Raw genomic sequence first — 18,500 nt, 5'->3', positions numbered from 1 at the left:
GCTGATGACGCAAATTCAACAAAATATTCCGCTTAGGCAATACAACACACTGGGTATTGACGCAATAGCCAGGTACTTTGCCTCTTTTTCTTCGGTTGATGAACTAAGTAATTTAACCGAAAAAAATCCCGTAACGGGCACGCCCCCCCTTATTATTGGCGGCGGCAGTAATATTCTATTTAAAAATGATGTGAATGGTTTGGTATTGAAAAACGATATTCGGGGTTTGGATATCGTAAAAGAAGATGCCAATCATGTATATGTAAAAGCCGGTGCCGGTGAAAACTGGCATGCGTTTGTGCTGTATTGTTTGCAGCGAAACTGGGCCGGGGTCGAAAATTTGTCCCTTATTCCGGGTTGTGTGGGCGCCAGTCCCATGCAAAATATTGGCGCCTATGGGGTCGAGATCAGGGAAGTTTTTGAAGAACTGGATGCCTGGCATATACATGACAAAAAAATACATGTATTTAGTGCCAATGATTGCCGGTTTGGCTATCGCGAAAGTGTATTCAAGGGAAAATACCGGGGACAGTATGTTATTTTAAATGTTACCTACCGGCTGAATAAAAAACCGCGCTTCAATACCAGTTATGGCGCCATTGATCAGGAACTGGAGCGTATGGGCGTGCAGCAATTAAGCATTCAGGCTATATCGCAGGCGGTGATCAATATACGCACTTCAAAACTGCCCGATCCCGCGAAGATCGGCAATGCCGGCAGCTTTTTCAAAAACCCATCTGTTGCCGCTGCTACTTTCAGCAAATTACAACAACAACATCCCGGTATTATAGGTTATCCCAATGCCGATGGAACCGTTAAGCTCGCAGCAGGCTGGTTGATTGAACATTCAGCCCCGCATGGCGGGGCAGGTGCAACCACCTGGAAAGGTTTTCGACGCGGCGATGCCGGTGTACACGAAAAACAGGCACTGGTACTCGTTAACCACGGCCACGCCACCGGCGCAGCAATTTATGACCTGAGCGAAGAGATTATGAAGAGTGTGAAAGCGAAGTTTGGAGTGGTGCTGGAAAGGGAGGTGAATGTGGTGTGAGGGGGCTATCGTTTAAATCTAAAAGGCACCGGTTCGGTATTCGTGTAGTATAAATACACAATTACTAATTTCTTTGTTTTTTCAACTCTTATTTTGTCGTCAAAACAATTATTGCCATTGTCTAATACACCTTCGTTGTACTCGAAGATTCCTTTCTTTTTGTAGTATATGGGGTAACTCCCAAATTCATTACAATCAGAACAGAGTTTTTGAATCCTGATTTCATTGTCGTTATAATAAATTGCATTTTTATCTCCTGTAATATGCAGCCAAAAGTTATAAGAAAGCAGACCCATAAAAGGAACTAATAGTAACAACGCAGATACAGCAGGAAAATAAAATATTATTCCGGTAAATGTTCGCAGGGTTGTTGTCAAAATTTGTCTGTTGCCAAATGAATAAAGCAGGGAACCTGTGAAAATAAAAGTCCAGATTATTATTTTGGTAGTCCAGTAACCACGAAAATAAACGTCAAATAAAGCAAGAATAAATGTTGTCAATAAAAGGAGGCTCAGAAAAATGAATACTCTTTTTAAAATCAGACTTGCTTTTACAGTGAACTGTAACTTATTAATTAGCCCAAGCAGCCCGGTAATTAATATAATTCCAACTATAAAGAATGCTATCGTGAATCTTTCCATAGCTAATACTAATATACACTACTTCTTAACAGGATACAATACTAAAAGGTCCCATCAATTCATCAACGCATATACCGCAAAGCTCGCCAGCCAGTGCTCGCCGCCGTATTGGCCGCTGGCTTTTATTAGGGTCCATAATATTCTTCAATCTATTTTTATTGCATATAAATTTCCATCAGCACTTCCAACATAAAGAATACCCTCTTTAATTACAGGCGTTGAGAGGATGGCGCCAAGTTTCATGATTTTTTGTTCGGCTACTTTGGCAGTGGAATCATTACCATACATGTTAAAATCTTTTCTGAAACGCCCTGTTGAATCATATACTGTGGAGTAATTCTGTTTACTTCCATCTGTCTGGAATGTCCATTGAATATTGCCGGTCTTTTGTCCAAATGCGTAGACATATCCGTTAAAACATCCGGTAAAAATTAATGTATCGTATCCTGCCGGTGTATTGTAGGATCGCAAAGGCAAGGCAGCCTTCCAGTTAACCTTTCCATAATAATTATTCAATGAGTAAAAAGCGTGAGAATCTGAAGTGCCGAAGAATAGTGTGCCTTCTTTTTCAAATGGGGTTGCAATAATCCAGCTGCCATTCTCCTTCATATTCCAAAGGCCCGTACCGGTTGATTTATTCAGCGCATAAAGGTTATAATCCCTGCTGCCAAAATAAACCTCATTGTCCGTTACCAGGGCTGCTTTTTGAATTTCACCTTTAGGAAAGAACCTGTCGCCGATAGTTTTAAATTTCCAGATGAGTTGGCCTGTTATACCATTCAGGGAATAAAAGTTCCCATCAAAGCTGCCAATGAATACGGTATCGTTGCTTACGACCGGGTCGGCATGTACAATGCCTCCAGTTGTATAATGCCATAGCTCTTTACCATTCATCGTGTTGATGGCATATACATTACCATCGCCACTTCCTATATATAATCTGTTTTTGTAACAAACCGGTGATGACCGGTAATAATCCCACGGGTCATAGTTGTGCTCTTCTTTAGCTGCAAATTTCCACAGTAAAGTGCCTTTGAATGCATCCAGTGCATAAACATAACCATCCTCGCAACCAAAATAAACCTTACCCTCTGCTATAGCAGCAGATGACCTGATAGGGTTGCCTGCAGTATATTTCCATAACAATTTACCATCGCTTAAGGAATTGCAATAGAAATTGCCATCCTCACTTCCGTAGTAAATATTTGAATTATCTATACAGGGAGTGGCAACAATTTTATTTTGGGTGTTGTATTTCCATACGAGCTTTCCTGTTTTTATTTGTGCGTTACAATAAGTAAAGATCAACAGACTTAACAATAAAATACTTTGTTTCATAAGGGGTCATTTTTTTACGGCAACTATAATTCCGGTCGCCCAAATTTGTTTTGTCAATAATAAATCTTCTCTTGTTTCCAGGTATGCAATCAATTTCATGACCTTTTCCTGATGCCCATCGGGCCAGTTGGGTTGCGGTAGCATGTCGTCAATTATATAAAGCCCTCCTTTGTTTAACATTGACAATACTTCGTCTAATAGAAGGTATTTACCATGCCAGGTGTCTGCAAAAATGTAGTCAAATTTTTGATGCTTATTTTCTTCTACCCATGTACCACCGTCTGCAAGCACCAGATTCAGGCGATTGTCAAACCCCAATTTATCGTTAGCTATTTTCAAAAATAAAGGATCATTGTCTACAGATATTAGTGTTGACGCTGCATCCATTCCGTCGAGTATCCATGAGGTTGAAAGTCCTGTGCCGGTACCAAGTTCCAAAAATTTACCTGATGGCTTGGAGGCTGCAAGCGTTCTTAGCAATGAACAGGTCAAAACATCAGATGCCATTGTAAATCCTGATAATTTTGTTGCTGCATCGATGTCGTTATATGCCTTTGGCAATCGTTGATTTATTTCTTCTGTCATTGAGTGTTTGGTTTAATCAATTCATCAACGCATACACGGCAAAACTCGCCAGCCAGTGCTCGCCGCCGTATTGGCCGCTGGCTATGTGGGGCAGGCTGCTGCTTAATAAACGGATGGATGCTTTTAGTAGCCGGGCGCGGCGGGGATCGGTTTTGGGTAAGGTAGATGCTAGTCCTTTTAAACACCAGCTGCGGCTGAAACACAAACCATCGAGGTGAACAATTTGCAAATCGCTGCGATCGCTTACTACCGGTATCTTCAATACGTTTTGCAATCCGGTGGCAGACATATACTGATTGAACCATTTTGTAAATTCAGCAGCGGGTAACACACGGCGCATCAGATCGGTTTCTTCGAGTGAGGGTGAAAGAAAGTCTGATCCATCGGGTTCCCAGCGCGCGGGCGCCTGTGCATCTTTACCAAATAAATTTCCGGATGCTTTTATGATGGCCTGCTCAAAACCCGTGTTGCCTGCCGCATGTGCATAATCAAGCGCAAACACCAGACCGAAGGCTGTATTGGGATGTACGCCGGTGCGGTTGGGGTAGGTTTGTTTTGGCAGGAAGGCCGTCCACAATTCAATGATCTTTTGCGTAAGAGGTTGTAATGATGCATGCCATTTTTGGGCGCTTGTGTCTTTCCATTCCATCAGTTCCTGGTCGAGCTTTAACAACCAGGCCCAGCCATAGGTGCGTTCGTATGAACGGGCAAGCGGAAGTTGATAATATTTTACTTCCTGTGCTATTTTTTCGGGTGTAAGTGTGGTGTTAAATGCGTTTTCTATGTCGGTCCGCTGTGGCAGATTTGGAAATTTTTTCAGTAAGCGTGCCAGCATCCAGTAACCATGCACGCAACTGTGCCAGTCGAAACAGCCGTAAAATGAGGGGTGCAGCTGTTTGGGCGTCAGTACCTGATCGCTGTCGCTATTGGCGGTATGACCGGTTTTGTTGGGATACTCCTGAAAAATACATTTCAGCGGCAGGGAAGCGAGGTGGGCGGCGCCTTCAACCGTTAATGAAAATGCGGTGCTGTCGGCATTGATGGTAAAGAAGGTTGGTTGTTGGGAATATGAAGCAATTGTGATAAATGTAGTAAACAGGGTAAAGAATGTTCTCATGCTTTAAAAATAACGAATATTGAATTATAAATGTCGAATGTCGAAGTAATACTCATTGAGTGTTTTTTACTTCTACATTCGACATTCAACATTCGGTATTCGATATTAATTAAAGTCATCTTCATTAAACTCCTCATCGTTGAGGGAGGTGGTATTGCCTAACATCGATCCCATCAGGTCTTTGAACTCAACCCGGCTTTCGAGCACTTTTTTGCTGATCATCGAAAAGGCGGCGAGGCCGTGCAATACAAATTCCATTAGCAGGGCGGCTTCTTTTTCGTTGGCCTGTTTGAAAAATTTTTTCACCAGCGCATGAAGTCCATCAACTTTATACAACTGCTGTATCTTTTCTTCATCTTTTGTATGAAAAAACAGGTTCAGCGAATTGCCTTTGTCGAACCACGATTGTATGGCGCGGTAAGGATTTTCATCGGCAGGCTGCTGACCGCGTTTTTTCTTGAGCGACTCGGGATTGGGAAAGTATTGTACAAACTGCGAACGGATCGATTTATCCAACAGGTTCATGGCTACCTGATAAGGGCCTTCCTGCTCGCCTTCGTATACCAGCTCAATTTTACCGGTAATAGAAGGGATCAGGCCGATCATATCGCTGATCCATACCTGCGTTAAGCTTTCTTTGTTTATGATAGACCTTCGTTCGGCCGAGCTGATGGCATTTTCGAATGCTGAAATACTTAAACGGGCCGATACGCCGCTTTTTTTATCTACCAGCTCGCTGCCGCGGGCTTCAAATGATATCTGCTCTATTAGTCTTTTTACGAGGTCGCTGATCTGCACCTTGTTTTTTTGTTCGTGCAAAATATCGGCTTCCTGCTCGGTAATGGTAAGCGCGGTATCGATGGTTTTGGGATAGTGCGTTAATATCTGGCTTTCGATACGGTCTTTCAGCGGTGTTACAATTGAACCGCGGTTGGTATAATCTTCGGGGTTCGCTGTAAATACAAATAAAATATCCAGCGGCATACGCAGTTTAAAACCGCGTATCTGCACATCGCCTTCTTCAAGAATGTTAAACAGCGCTACCTGTATGCGGGCCTGTAAATCGGGAACTTCATTGATCACAAATATGCCGCGGTTACTGCGCGGAATAATGCCATAATGGATCACGCGTTCATCGGCAAAGCTCAACTTAAGGTTGGCTGCTTTGATGGGATCGATATCACCGATCAGGTCGGCTACGCTTACATCGGGGGTGGCCAGTTTTTCGCCGTACCGTTCGCTGCGATGTACCCATACAATGGGCGTGTTATCGCCTTTTTCGGTGATCAGGTCTTTGGCATGGCGCGATATGGGCGCCAGCGGATCGTCGTTGATTTCGCTGCCTTCCACGGCCGGTACGTATTCATCGAGCAACTGTATCATTTGCCGGGCCATACGGGTTTTTGCCTGTCCGCGTAAACCGAGGAACAGGATGTTGTGACGGCTCAGCAGCGCTCTTTCCACATCGGGGATCACTGTTTCTTCGTAACCTATAATTCCGTTAAAGGTGCTTTCGTTCTTTTGCAGTTTGCAGATAAGGTTTTTTCGAATTTCATCTTTTACCGATTTTGGTTCATAGCCGCTCTTCTTAAGTTCGCCAAGCGTTTTTATTTTGGGTATATTCATAATTTTTCCTTTACGTATACTATCTGTAATTTTTTTGTTCTATTCGTCGTAATGGTATCGCTCCTTCGATGCTTCGACCCTTCGACTTCGCTCAGGGCGCTCAACACAAACCAGCTCACCCTTCGATCCTTTCCCGCTATGGCGGGACTCAGGACCGCGGGGTTCATATTTCGACCCGCCGACAGTCGGGCAGGCTTTGCTCATACTTCGACTTCGCTCAGTATACCGTTTTCCTTTTTCCGTTTTCAAAATCGCGGAATATAAAGGCGCCCAGTCTGTCGAGTGAAGCAAAAAAGGCTTTACCGCTGTTGGTTTCGGTAAATTCCTGTACAAACTTTTGCAGGTATGGGTCGGTAGCGATCATGAAAGTGGTGATGGGTACCTTTAGCTTTTTACATTGGGCGGCCAGGTTCAGGCAACGGTTGGTAATGCGCCTGTCTAACCCAAAACTGTTTTTATAATACCGTTTTCCTATTTTTAAGCAGGTGGGTTTACCATCGGTGATCATAAAGATCTGCTTGTTGGGATTTTTGCGGCGTCGCAAAATATCCATCGCCATTTCCAAACCGGCTACGGTATTGGTATGGTAGGGGCCTACCTGCAAATAGGGCAGGTCTTTTATTTCTACCGGCCATGCATCGTTGCCAAATACCACAATGTCGAGCGTGTCTTTTGGGTATTTGGTGGTGATCAGTTCGCTCAGCGCCATGGCTACTTTTTTGGCCGGCGTAATGCGGTCTTCGCCATACAGGATCATCGAGTGCGAAATATCGATCATCAGCACGGTAGATGTTTGCGATTTAAAGTCGGTTTCGCGAATGGCCAGATCGTCTTCCTGCATGCTGAAGCTTTCGATACCATGATTGATCTGAGCATTCCGGATGGATGTGGTAAAATCAATCTGCTCCAGTGTATCGCCGAACTGAAAAGGCCGTGTTTCGGGATTGATCTCATCGCCCGAACCGGGTTTAAACGTATGGTGGTCGCCCTGTTTGGTTTTCTTCAGTTTACCAAAAATTTCCTCGAGCGATCTTTTGCGTATACCCTGTTCTGTTTTTGAAGTAATGGTTATTTGTCCGCTTATCTGGTTCTCCTGAATGTATCCTTTTTCTTTCAGCTCATCAATAAAATCGCCCATGCCGTATTCTTCGTTGGTGAGCTCATATTCTTTATCAAGCTGATTCATCCAGCTCAGCGCTTCGCTTACATCGCCGTTGGTATAGGTTAGCAATTGCATGAATACATCCAGTAATTGCTCGAATTTTGTTTTGCCCTGTTGGTTGGGATCGAATTTGGTAAAATGGTGTCCTATCACTGCAAATCTTATTTAAGGTTTTTTAATTTGATCTCGAACAGCAGCATCCCGACTTCGTTCGATGCTTTGGCAGTCCCTTCGACTACGCTCAGGGCCCCCAGGACCCTTCAATTCACTCAATTTAAGCATTAAAATTCATTCATTGATGCATGTAATTTTTGTTAACAGATACAACAAAACAGGCATGCAATTGTTGGCTTGCAGCAGTCCGGAAGTCGGAAAGTCGGTAAAGTTCGAAAGACAGAACAGCAGTAAAAACAAAAAGTCCGAAAGAAAGTTGCATTCGCAACATCTTCTTTCGGACTTCCGGACTTTTCAGTCTTTCGGACTTAATTATGTTTTTTCTGCGAATCGGGAGCGGGTAGGGTAGTGGGGGCATTTTCTACCGCGTTTTTACCGGCGCCTCCGAATTGTTTATCCCAGTCGCTCATTTGCATCAGCATCTGATACGACGACATGATATCCTGCGCGAATACTTCCTGTTTTTCGGATAATACACCGCCTTTGTTGTTCAGATATCCGGCTGCCTGCATAGCCAGGGTTTCGTTATTTTGTTCAGGATCACCCAGCGAGCGGTAGTATTTCATCTGTTGCTCAAGGTCGGTTTTAACCGATTTTTCTACTTTTTTCGCCAGTTCCGTATCGCCACTGCGCCAGGCTGCATACAGGAATGTCATGGTTACGCGATTATGGAAGTTACCCCGGTTGCTTGTAAAGCCATAAGGCATATTATCTTCCGATACCTGCGCATCGTATTTACGCAATTCTTTGGCAGCTGAATCTTTTTTACCGGCATCAACCAGCGACATACCTAAAAATGCATGCGTTTGACGGATGCTGTTCAAATGGCGGCGGTTTTCTTCATCAAAATAAACATTCGATTTATTGGCACTGCCATATGCGAATTTTTCCATGATGTTTTTGTACGACACATCCATTTCAACATTGGTTCCTTCAACAGGCACCAGGCGGTACGACAATCCTTCCATGCGCACATATTTCTCCAGACCCAGGTCTTCGAGCTCCTGCGTTGAGGTAAAATAAATAGGACGTTTCCATTTATTACCGGCTATGATGGCCAGTACGGCCAGATCGTTCTTTTGCAGATAATTTCTTTTGATATCCAGCTTCAGTTCGCTTACAACACTGTCGCCGGGGTTGAACTGCATGTTTTTCTTCACGTAATCAACATCTACCGGAATGCTTAATTTATTAACCGGTAAAATATTACCCATGTCTTCGTCATTCAAAGGCACGGTGTATTTTGGATCATCACTGGCCGTTACATTCTTTAACAGATCGTACAGGTTGTAATATTTGTTCTGATCATAACCCTGCAACGGCGCGCTATAATTGGCGCGACTGAGGTAAGAACCGGTAAATACAACATTCCGTTTATCACCTTCAATTTGTTGCGGTGTAAAGATCACGTCGGTAGGAGCGCTTTCGTTTACTTTATAACGCAGTTCGTTGATGTACCAGTCGGTACCCAATAAGCTATAATTGATCACGCGTAAATCGGGACGTATTTTTTCAACCTCCTGCGAATACCATAACGGATAGGTATCGTTGTCGCCGAATGATATCAGAATACCATCCTTTGAACAACTTTCGAGGTAATCTTTACCAATATCGCGGGCCAGTGTTTTTTTGCCGCGATCGTGATCGTCCCATTCCTGAGCACCCATTAATACGGGCACTGCCAGCAAACACAAACCAAAGGCAGCGTAATTGGCAATATCACCGCCTTTCAGGTATTTCGATAATAGTTCTTTCACCCAAATAACACCAAGACCTATCCAGATCGCAAATGCATAGAAAGAACCCACATAGGCATAGTCACGTTCACGTGGCTGCTGACCCGATTGATTCAGGTATACTACAATTGCCAAACCTGTAAAGAAGAATAACAGGAAGTTGATCAGAAAGTCGCGTTTGTTACGGTTCAACTGGAATACAAACCCTATTATGCCCAGTATAAAGGGCAGGAAGAAGAGTTTATTATTCGCCTTGTTTTTAGTACCTGCGGTATCGGGCAATTCGGAAGGTGTACTATGTCCGAATGCTTTATCGATAATACTAATACCGCTGTTCCAGTTTCCATCGCGGCGGTTGCCAAAGCCCTGCAGGTCGTTTTGTTTACCGGCAAAGTTCCACATAAAATAGCGCCAGTACATCCAGCGGAACTGGTAATCGAGGAAATAGCGGATGTTGCTCAGGAACGACGGTTGTTCATTGCCATCGAGGCCGCCAAAAGTGCGATATACATATTCCTGGTTTCGTTCATTGCCATTGTCCCACATACGGGGAAAAATGTGCGGACCGATTTTGTCAACATTCCAGTCAGGATGTTGTTGCGCGAGCCCGCTTTTATCTTCCTCGCTGGGGCCTGCATTGAAATCCTGCTTGCGGGTTTTACCGGCTACAACATATTTATCATCTCCTTTTACATATAAGTCGCCGGTAGTTACAAAAGGTGAGCGGTAAACAAAATCAGGACCGTATAAAACAGGCCAGTCGCCATACTGTTCACGGCTCAGGTAGCCCACAAGGCTCACCGGGTTATCTACGTTATACATATCCACCGACGGATTGGCCGATGACCTTACGAGGGTGGTGAAGTAGGTAGAATATCCCAATATGAGGAAGATGGCCGACCAAAGGCCGATCTTCATGAAAGAATAGATATTGCTCTTGAAATAATAACAAATGAAGATGAGAACGCCGAGGCCTACGATTAATAAGAAAAAGGTAGCGCCTGAATGAATGAACGGAAAACAGAACAATAATATAATGGCCGACAGCCAAACGGGGAAGATGGTAAACTTACGAATCTGCTCTTCTTTGAAAAGCAAACCAGCGATCAGCAGGGCTGCCAGCAGAATAAAGTAAGTGCCAAAACCCGTAAAGAATGGCATGCCGAGGTTATTTACAAAGAATATATCGAATGAACCGGCGCCTTTGATACTCCATTGAATAATGGCTACCTGCACCAGGCCGGTAACAACGCAACCCATGAAAAAGGCTGCTACAGTACCCCAACGGGTAACCTTGTAACGTTTGAAATAATACACCATTACAATGGCGGGGATGGTTAACAGGTTCAGCAGGTGCACACCGATCGACAATCCCATCATATAAAATATAAATATCAGCCAGCGATCGGCGCGGGAAAATCTATGGCCATCGGCTTTATTTTCCTGGTCAACCTCATGTTCCCATTTCAAAATGGCCCAGAAAACCACGGCCGTAAATAACGACGACAGGGCATATACCTCACCTTCAACAGCACTGAACCAGAATGAGTCGGAGAAGGTATAGGCGAGGGCGCCCACCACACCGGCTCCCATTACGGTAAATAATTGCTGTTTGGTTAAATCGATACCGTCTTTTTTTACCAGTTTACGGGCAAAATGGGTAATTGTCCAAAAAAGGAACAAAATGGTAAAGCCACTGGCGATAGCGTTCATGAAATTTACGCCGAGTGCAGCGTTGGTAGGATTATCGCCAAACAAAATAATGAAAAAACGGCCCAGCAAAATAAACAGCGGAGCACCGGGCGGGTGTGGGATCTGGAGTTTATAAGCACTGGATACAAATTCGCCGCAGTCCCAGAAGCTGCCGGTCGGTTCCATGGTTAAAACGTAAACACTACAAGCAATCAGACACACGATCCAACCCACTATGTTGTTCACTCGGTTAAAATTCATAAAGTGTTGGTTTAAAAGAATGGGCAAATATAAGTTCTAAGTTTTAAGTTTCTTGTTCAATAATTTGAAAATTAGCCTTTTTGTACGCTGATTAACCAATGATTATGTTCCGGGGTACAGGGCTATTAGCGTTCTATTGGACGTTCATTCGTGTGTTTTAATGTAGTTTTAGGCCCATTCGGAACAATAAATTTTTCTCCTTTGGGTGATTTTGGTAACCAGGTTTTGAAGATCCTCAGTAATGGAGCCGTTGTTACGGCGATATTTGTCGTTTTTCTGTTAAATCATAAAAACGTCAGGCGAAGCAGGGCAAACCTGTTTCTTTCCATTTTACTGGTGGCGCTGGCCTTCAGTATTCTTCATATAAATTATGCCGGAAAGGTCATTCGCCATTTTTCCAATACCATTTATTCGCCCGGCGATCCCACTTTTTTGCTCATTGCCCCGCTGTCGTGGTTTTATGCGGTTGAATTAACCGGGCAACGGGTAAGGTTTAACGGAAAACTGCTGTTGCATTTTATTCCTTTTTTGCTGATTGTTTTCTTTTCCCTGTCGTTTGGCTCGGGGCGCCCGCAGTATTTATCGATACTCATCAAAAGTCATACGTGGTTCCTGTACATCTTTTTTTGGGTAATGGTGGTTGTTCAGTTTTCGTGTTATCAATACCTGCTGCACAAAAAATGGCTTGCCCATCAGCACCTGTTGCAACAGGAGGTATCTAATACTGAAAATGTTAATATATCGTGGCTGAAGTTCTTTTTAATTGTGTTCCTTATTATTAATATCTTTTTTCTGCTGAGCCTGTTTACAGCCATCCATTGGGAAAGCCGGAAATGGCTGCCAAAGGCAACAGGGGTTGTTTTTTCGTTTTCGGTATTTGCGCTTGGCTTCAGGGGCATATTGCAGCGTGATGTATTCAATACTTTAACAGAAGAGAAGCCTCAGGAGCCGGCCGCACCCGTTTTGCCCGAAACCATTGCTGTGCCCAAACCCGATCAGGCATTGATCAGCAAGCTGGTTACGTACATGGCCGAAAAGAAACCCTACCTTGACCCAGACCTGTCGTTAAGCTCCCTGGCAAAAGAAATGAAAATGACCCGCGGCCAGCTATCACAATTGATCAATAACGGACTTAACGAAAATTTTTACGATTTTATAAACCGGCATCGGGTCGAAGAGGTGAAGAAGCTGATGGCCGATCCTGATAAGGCCAATTTCAGTTTGCTGGGTATTGCCTTTGAAGCCGGCTTCAAATCAAAATCGAGCTTTAATTTAATTTTCAAACGCTTCACAGGACTAACGCCTACCGGGTACAGAAAAAATTTAATGGATTAGGACGTCCACAGGGATACAGCCGGTCTGCCGCCGATGCAGGGTTGTGTAGTTTGCTGAACAAATAAAAAAGTATGAACCAGCAAAACACAGCGCTGATACAACTGCATCATGTTACCAAAACGTTTCCCCTTTCATCGGGGTCGTTCCAGGCATTAAAAAACATCAACCTCAGTATTATTAAAGGACAGCTGGTAGCCATTACCGGTAAATCGGGGAGCGGAAAATCAACCTTGCTCAACATTATTTCCGGCATCGACAAACCAACGGAAGGCAATGTGCTGGTAAATGGCATACGGATCGACAAGCTGCCTGAAAATGACCTGGCTTCGTGGCGGGGAAAAAATATCGGCATTGTATTTCAGTTTTTTCAACTGCTGCCCACGCTTACCATTATTGAAAATGTAATGCTGCCGATGGATTTTTGCAACAGCTACCCCAGGAAAGAGCGGCGCGAACGGGCGCTGGCCTTACTGGCATTGGTTGATATAAAAGATCAGGCCGATAAATTGCCTTCAGCTTTGTCGGGCGGACAGCAACAGCGTGCCGCTATTGCAAGGGCGCTTGCCAATGATCCCCCGGTAATTATTGCCGATGAACCCACCGGCAACCTCGACTCACACACGGCCACAGCCATCATGGATTTGTTTGCCGGTTTTGCCCGGGCGGGTAAAACCGTGATTATTGTTACCCATGAAAAGGAATTTGCCAACAGTTTCGGAAGCACTATCTCCATCCTCGACGGAACTATCATTAATTAATTAGAAAAACTGAATGAACGGTTATGAAAACAAGATACCGGAAGGTGATACGGGACCTTACGCACGACTATGCAAAAAATTTGATGCTGGTACTGGCCATTGCCATTGGCGTTTGGGGCATCGGCGCCATATTAGGAGGCTATGGAGTGATTAAGCGGGAAATGACCGGAAATTATGTAAGTACCAATCCTGCTTCGGCCACCATTGAACTGGAGGATAGCATTTCAACTTCGCTTATTGATAGCATTAAAAAAATACCGGGCATTAAAGAAGCAGAACGACATGCCACGTTACTGGCCCGTATGAAAGTAGGTGATCGCTGGCATCCATTGTTGTTATTTGTGATAGATGATTTTGTGGCCAAACACACCAACAGGATCAGCCATATTTCCGGCGCCGCAGTTCCCCCCGAAGGAACAATGCTTACTGAACGTACAGCCTTAATGGTCATGAACTCCAAAGAAGGCGATGAAATTGAGATTAAAACCCCGCACGGGTCCCTAAAAAAAATAAAGCTCACAGGCACTGTACACGACGCCGGCCTTGCCCCCGCCTGGCAGGAACAGGCCGGATATGGCTACATCACGATGCAAACACTACACCAGCTGGGCGAACATCAGGGCTTTGATCAGCTAAGAATAATTGTAAGCGAAAACCAAACACCCCCTCCACCGGGGAGGCTACGACAATACATAACCGGTAAAGCAACCGCCCTGGCCGATTGGCTTACAACGCATGGTTATAAGGTGCACGAAATACAAGTGCCGTCACCGGGAAAGCATCCGCACCAGAGCCAGATGAATGCCGTAATGATGATCTTTATTGTATTCGGATTTTTGATACTCGTATTGGGTTCCTTTCTGGTATCGGCCTCTATGGCAACCCTAATGGTAAAACAGGTGCGGCAGATCGGGATTATGAAAACCATCGGCGCCGGTTCGTTTCAGGTTACACGGCTTTACGGGTATATGATGTTTATTATTTGTGCAATCGCCCTCATAATAGCCATACCACTTAGCCGGCTGGCTGCCACCGCTTTTTATAAGCAGATAGCGGTATTACTTAATCTCGAAATTCACAATGATGCTATTCCGCTGTATGTTCCCCTGATACAGATAGGTTCGGGCATTATTATTCCGTTTATTGCCATAGCCATTCCTGTTATACGAGGCAGCCGCATACCGGTGAAGCTGGCGCTGGATAATTATGGCGTATCATCAAAAAGAACAATAGTTGATGCGTGGCTGTTAAAGATTTCACGCTTTGCCGGCAAAAACGAAGTGTTGCTGCTTTCAATTCGCAATACCTTTCGCCAGCGTAGCCGGCTACTATTAACGCTTGGATTACTGGCTGCCGGCGGCGCCATGTTTTTGACCGCGCTGAATGTAAAAGAAGCCTGGTATCAAAGTCTGCAAAAAATTTACACCCAGCGATTGTATGATATGGAGGTAAGATTGTTTAATTCAATTTACCCTGATACAGTGGTAAACTCCATAAAAGAAATACCCGGTGTTCAAATGGCCGAGGGCTGGAATTATGCCGAGGCTTCGTTTGCCAACAAAGACAATTACGAAGTAACACATACCTATCCCGACAAAGGTCATGGCAGTTTTGCTGTACAGGCTTTACCCGTTACAACCAGATTGTTTAGCCCTACGGTTACTGAAGGACGATGGCTTAATAATGATAATGCAAACGATGTGGTATTAAATCAATCGGCCAAAGTGTTATCGGTGGAAGTTAAGGTGGGTGATCGTGTGGCTCTTTTATTGAATGGTAAACGAACCGAATGGAATGTAGTGGGCTTTACAAAAGATTACGGTACGCCCGCAGCAGCCTATGTATCGCTGGCAGCCTTTGCAAAACAAATGCAAACAGCAGGTACCATTAATACGCTGAAGATCGCTTATGTTGATCGTTCCAAAGAATTTGCCATTCAAAAGAACCTCGAAGTAGAAAAATTGCTACAGCAGCAAAACGTTTCGGTAAAGGCCGCAGTACCTGTATGGCTTTTACGAAATGCGATTGCGGGGCACATGAAAGTGCTGGTTACTACATTGCTATCAATGGCTGTGTTGATGGGAATAGTTGGCATACTCGGTCTGATGTCGGCCATGAGCATGAGCATCATGGAGCGAACAAGGGAAATCGGCGTTATGCGGGCCATTGGTGCAACGCCAAAGAAGATCAGGAACCTTGTGGTATGGGAAGGATTTTTAATAGGGATGATCAGCATTATTATTGCATTCGGGTTGTCGCTGTTATTATCGTTCTGGTTTGGCCGGTTTATAGGCAACATGGCCTTCCGAACGCCGTTGTCGTTAACAATATCCGCAATAGCAGTTATCATTTGGGTGTTTATTATAATTGCAGGTTCTTATGTGGCTACTTTTTATCCGGCACGGCGTGCCAATAAAATAAGTACCCGGGAAGCGCTGGCGTATGAATAATGGGATGACAAATGCGGGCCGGTTATTACAATAGGATACTTTTGTGTTGTAATATTCCCATATGCAACCTAATGTCGCCAGAAAATTCAAAACCCTGGCATTATTTTGTTTTTTTACAAGTTTTGCCGGGGTTCTGTATCAACTCATCAATGAGGCACGCCTCGATTATAATAGTGTGATGGTTGGTTTTCCCTTAGGCCTGGTCTTTGGCCTGCTGGAATTATTTATATTACCGAAGGCCGAAAAACGATTACGCCGATGGTCGTTTACGCAGCTGCTTGTAATCAAAACCCTGCTGTATACAGGTGTCATTTACGCCGTTACCGCTTTGCTGGTGATGATATTAGGTTATTTAGAGGGGCTTGCAATAAGGCAGCTCGCTATTTATCTGGTATCAAAGGAGCAACTGATATTGGTGATTTATAGTCTTGTTGTTTACGGGTTGCTTGTATTCTTTTTACAAATCAACCATTTGCTGGGCGAAGGCGTATTGTGGAAATTCATTCGTGGTAAATATCACCGTCCGCGTGAGGAAGAACGGATATTCATGTTCCTTGATATGAAATCATCAACCACCATTGCCGAGCAATTAGGGCATGTACGTTTTTATACCCTGCTCAATGAACTCTTTTGCGAAATTTCGCAGCCGGTGTTGCAAACAAAAGCCGAGATATATCAATATGTAGGGGACGAGGTGGTGCTAACCTGGGAAGTAGATAATGGGTTACAAAATTCAAATTGTTTAAAAACGTTCTTCCTGTACCGCGAAAAGCTGCAGCAAAACAGCGAGCACTACTTTAAAAAATTTGGTGTAAAGCCCGAGTTCAAAGCCGGAATGCATTTCGGAAAAGTTGTCAGCGCCCAGATCGGAGACCTGAAACAGGAAATCGTTTATAACGGCGATGTATTAAATACCACGGCACGAATCCGTAGTGAATGCAATACCTATCAGCGCGACTGTCTTGTTTCAGGAACGCTCATGAACCGCCTTCAGCAAACCAACAGTTTTCAATGGGAGAAAATTGATACGGTAACACTTCGTGGTAAAGAGACGGAGGTGGAGTTGTTTAGTGTGGTGGATGTGCATCCCATGTAATCAGGGTACATAAAGGTTACCAACTTTTAATTTATCGCCCGACAAATCAACTTCAAACAAATGCGGCACCCTGATATAACGACCGTTGACGGCTTTATGACTATGAATTGACATCAGCCATTTTCCATCCAGTGTGCGGAACAACATGCCATGACCAAAATTGGGAGGTGTTATCGGTTCCTTTTCCTGTATCCACGGCCCCTCCAGCGTACCGCTTTCAGAATAAGCTACCCCCTGCATATAAACGTCGTATACCCAACTGGTCCAAAGTATGCCCAGCCGTCCGGTTGCTGTTCGGAACATGTAAGGACCATCAGTTACTTTATTCGGTTTATCGTTGCCGTTTTCATCTTTTTCACGGCTCCAGGGCGAATCACTGGCTCGGAAAAGCAGTTTTGCTTCACCGGTTGTACCACTCAGATCAGGTTTTAAGGCAATTTTTTCGATGGTACCATTTAAGTTCTGCAGCCATTCGTAACAATATACCATATACGGTTTGCCATCTTTATCGATCCAGAAAGTACCATCTAAAGTAGGTTTATTGGCGGGCAAATAAATTGAATCTTTCATCGGTACAAAAGGCCCATCAGGATGATCACTAACCAGAATATGACAGGCGCGACGTTCAATCACATTCCCTTTAACCGTATCAATTTTAACCGACCGGTTGGTGAACGTGGCAAAATAATAGTACCTGCCTTTGTGTTCATGAATTTCGGCAGCCCATATCATGGGAGTGGGGCCCATCCATGAGTTTGGATCGGTTTTGGCAACCTGGTAAGGGCCGTCCCATAGTTTTAAGTTGTTACTTTTCCAAAGCATGCCGCCGGTTCCGGTTAAATAATACATGTTGGTCTTATGATCTGCCAATATGAAAGGATCACTTAAAACAATAGAATCCAAAGGAACATTTTTCCTGAGTTCGTATTGCCGACTGTTTTGTGCCGGCAGTGCTATTGAAAACAACAAGCAGGCAAAAAATATAGTGCAACTGATTTTCATAAATTGGGCTTAAGATAGTGAAATTATTTAGTTGCATGATAAGAGTAGCAGTGAGTTTTGAAGCGCCGGCATATTGTTCGATGTAATTTGGTCATTGCCGGATGAAATGTGATCATCGCAGGCTGGATTTACACTTATGTTTACCTGATATTTGGTCATTGCAGGTTGCAAAGTCTTAACGCAGGCTGTATTTGGGAAACAACAAGCTGGATTTACTTCATTACATGCAGTAATAAGGACATTTCATGCTGACTATGACGCATTGTTGTCCGGATATGTGTCATTGCAGGCTGAATTTATCAGCAAGTTGACCAACAATGAGCCATGTACAGCATGTTATAAGGAAATAACAGGCGGATATAACCAAATTGCGGCCTGCAGTAAGGATATAACAGGCTGCAGTGACCAGATTACAGCATGTAATAAGGAAATTACAGGGAACAATGACCCGATTACAGCAGGAGCGAGGATATAAC

13 protein-coding genes are annotated in these 18,500 nt (G+C 44.1%); 5 read left to right on the top strand and 8 right to left on the bottom strand.

Annotated elements, in window-relative coordinates; all coding sequences use genetic code 11:
• The first annotated feature begins 4 nt into the window (after positions 1-4).
• Complete coding sequence (gene murB / locus AC59IL_RS01550) at positions 5-1,051, top strand: UDP-N-acetylmuramate dehydrogenase (protein ID WP_496550305.1); 1,047 nt, start codon at positions 5-7, stop codon at positions 1,049-1,051.
• Between the two features lie 5 nt (positions 1,052-1,056).
• On the opposite strand, the gene AC59IL_RS01545 is transcribed toward murB, so the two are convergent.
• The 7 genes from AC59IL_RS01545 to AC59IL_RS01515 form a co-directional block, all read right to left on the bottom strand.
• Positions 1,057-1,428, bottom strand: coding sequence for a hypothetical protein (locus tag AC59IL_RS01545; RefSeq protein ID WP_496550304.1), 372 nt, complete (start codon positions 1,426-1,428; stop codon positions 1,057-1,059).
• A 408-nt stretch (positions 1,429-1,836) separates the two neighbouring features.
• The gene (locus tag AC59IL_RS01540; protein ID WP_496550303.1) at positions 1,837-3,030 is read right to left on the bottom strand and encodes an outer membrane protein assembly factor BamB family protein; all 1,194 of its coding nucleotides are present in this window, start codon (positions 3,028-3,030) and stop codon (positions 1,837-1,839) included.
• A 6-nt stretch (positions 3,031-3,036) separates the two neighbouring features.
• Positions 3,037-3,615, bottom strand: a complete 579-nt coding sequence (locus tag AC59IL_RS01535; protein ID WP_496550302.1) for an O-methyltransferase — start codon at positions 3,613-3,615, stop codon at positions 3,037-3,039.
• A 16-nt stretch (positions 3,616-3,631) separates the two neighbouring features.
• Positions 3,632-4,732: a DUF2891 domain-containing protein gene (locus AC59IL_RS01530; RefSeq protein WP_496550301.1), complete on the bottom strand. Its 1,101-nt coding sequence runs from the start codon at positions 4,730-4,732 to the stop codon at positions 3,632-3,634.
• Positions 4,733-4,837: 105 nt separating this feature from the next.
• A complete protein-coding gene (locus AC59IL_RS01525; protein WP_496550300.1) occupies positions 4,838-6,358 on the bottom strand; it encodes a sigma 54-interacting transcriptional regulator in 1,521 nt (506 codons plus the stop codon).
• Between the two features lie 217 nt (positions 6,359-6,575).
• On the bottom strand, positions 6,576-7,673 hold the full coding sequence (locus tag AC59IL_RS01520; RefSeq protein ID WP_496550299.1) for a vWA domain-containing protein: 1,098 nt from the start codon (positions 7,671-7,673) through the stop codon (positions 6,576-6,578).
• 329 nt (positions 7,674-8,002) lie between these two features.
• Positions 8,003-11,383, bottom strand: coding sequence for a glycosyltransferase family 117 protein (locus AC59IL_RS01515; protein ID WP_496550298.1), 3,381 nt, complete (start codon positions 11,381-11,383; stop codon positions 8,003-8,005).
• Between the two features lie 225 nt (positions 11,384-11,608).
• Between AC59IL_RS01515 and AC59IL_RS01510 the strand changes: the two genes are divergently transcribed.
• From AC59IL_RS01510 to AC59IL_RS01495, 4 genes are all read left to right on the top strand, one after another.
• Complete coding sequence (locus AC59IL_RS01510) at positions 11,609-12,718, top strand: AraC family transcriptional regulator (protein WP_496550297.1); 1,110 nt, start codon at positions 11,609-11,611, stop codon at positions 12,716-12,718.
• 71 nt (positions 12,719-12,789) lie between these two features.
• On the top strand, positions 12,790-13,476 hold the full coding sequence (locus tag AC59IL_RS01505) for an ABC transporter ATP-binding protein (RefSeq protein WP_496550296.1): 687 nt from the start codon (positions 12,790-12,792) through the stop codon (positions 13,474-13,476).
• 23 nt (positions 13,477-13,499) lie between these two features.
• On the top strand, positions 13,500-15,926 hold the full coding sequence (locus AC59IL_RS01500; protein ID WP_496550295.1) for an ABC transporter permease: 2,427 nt from the start codon (positions 13,500-13,502) through the stop codon (positions 15,924-15,926).
• A gap of 61 nt (positions 15,927-15,987) precedes the next feature.
• Positions 15,988-17,022 carry an adenylate/guanylate cyclase domain-containing protein gene (locus AC59IL_RS01495; RefSeq protein WP_496550294.1) on the top strand — a complete coding sequence of 345 codons (1,035 nt, stop codon included), beginning with the start codon at positions 15,988-15,990 and terminating at the stop codon, positions 17,020-17,022.
• Here the strand turns inward: AC59IL_RS01495 and AC59IL_RS01490 are convergent, their stop codons facing one another.
• Entirely contained in the window at positions 17,023-17,925 is a 903-nt protein-coding gene (locus AC59IL_RS01490; RefSeq protein ID WP_496550293.1) for a glycoside hydrolase family 43 protein, read from the bottom strand. It abuts the gene before it with no gap.
• Positions 17,926-18,500 lie beyond the last annotated feature (575 nt).

It is taken from the genome of Niastella sp. sgz303648 (assembly GCF_059587045.1).
This window is presented reverse-complemented; position numbering and strand designations above follow the sequence as displayed.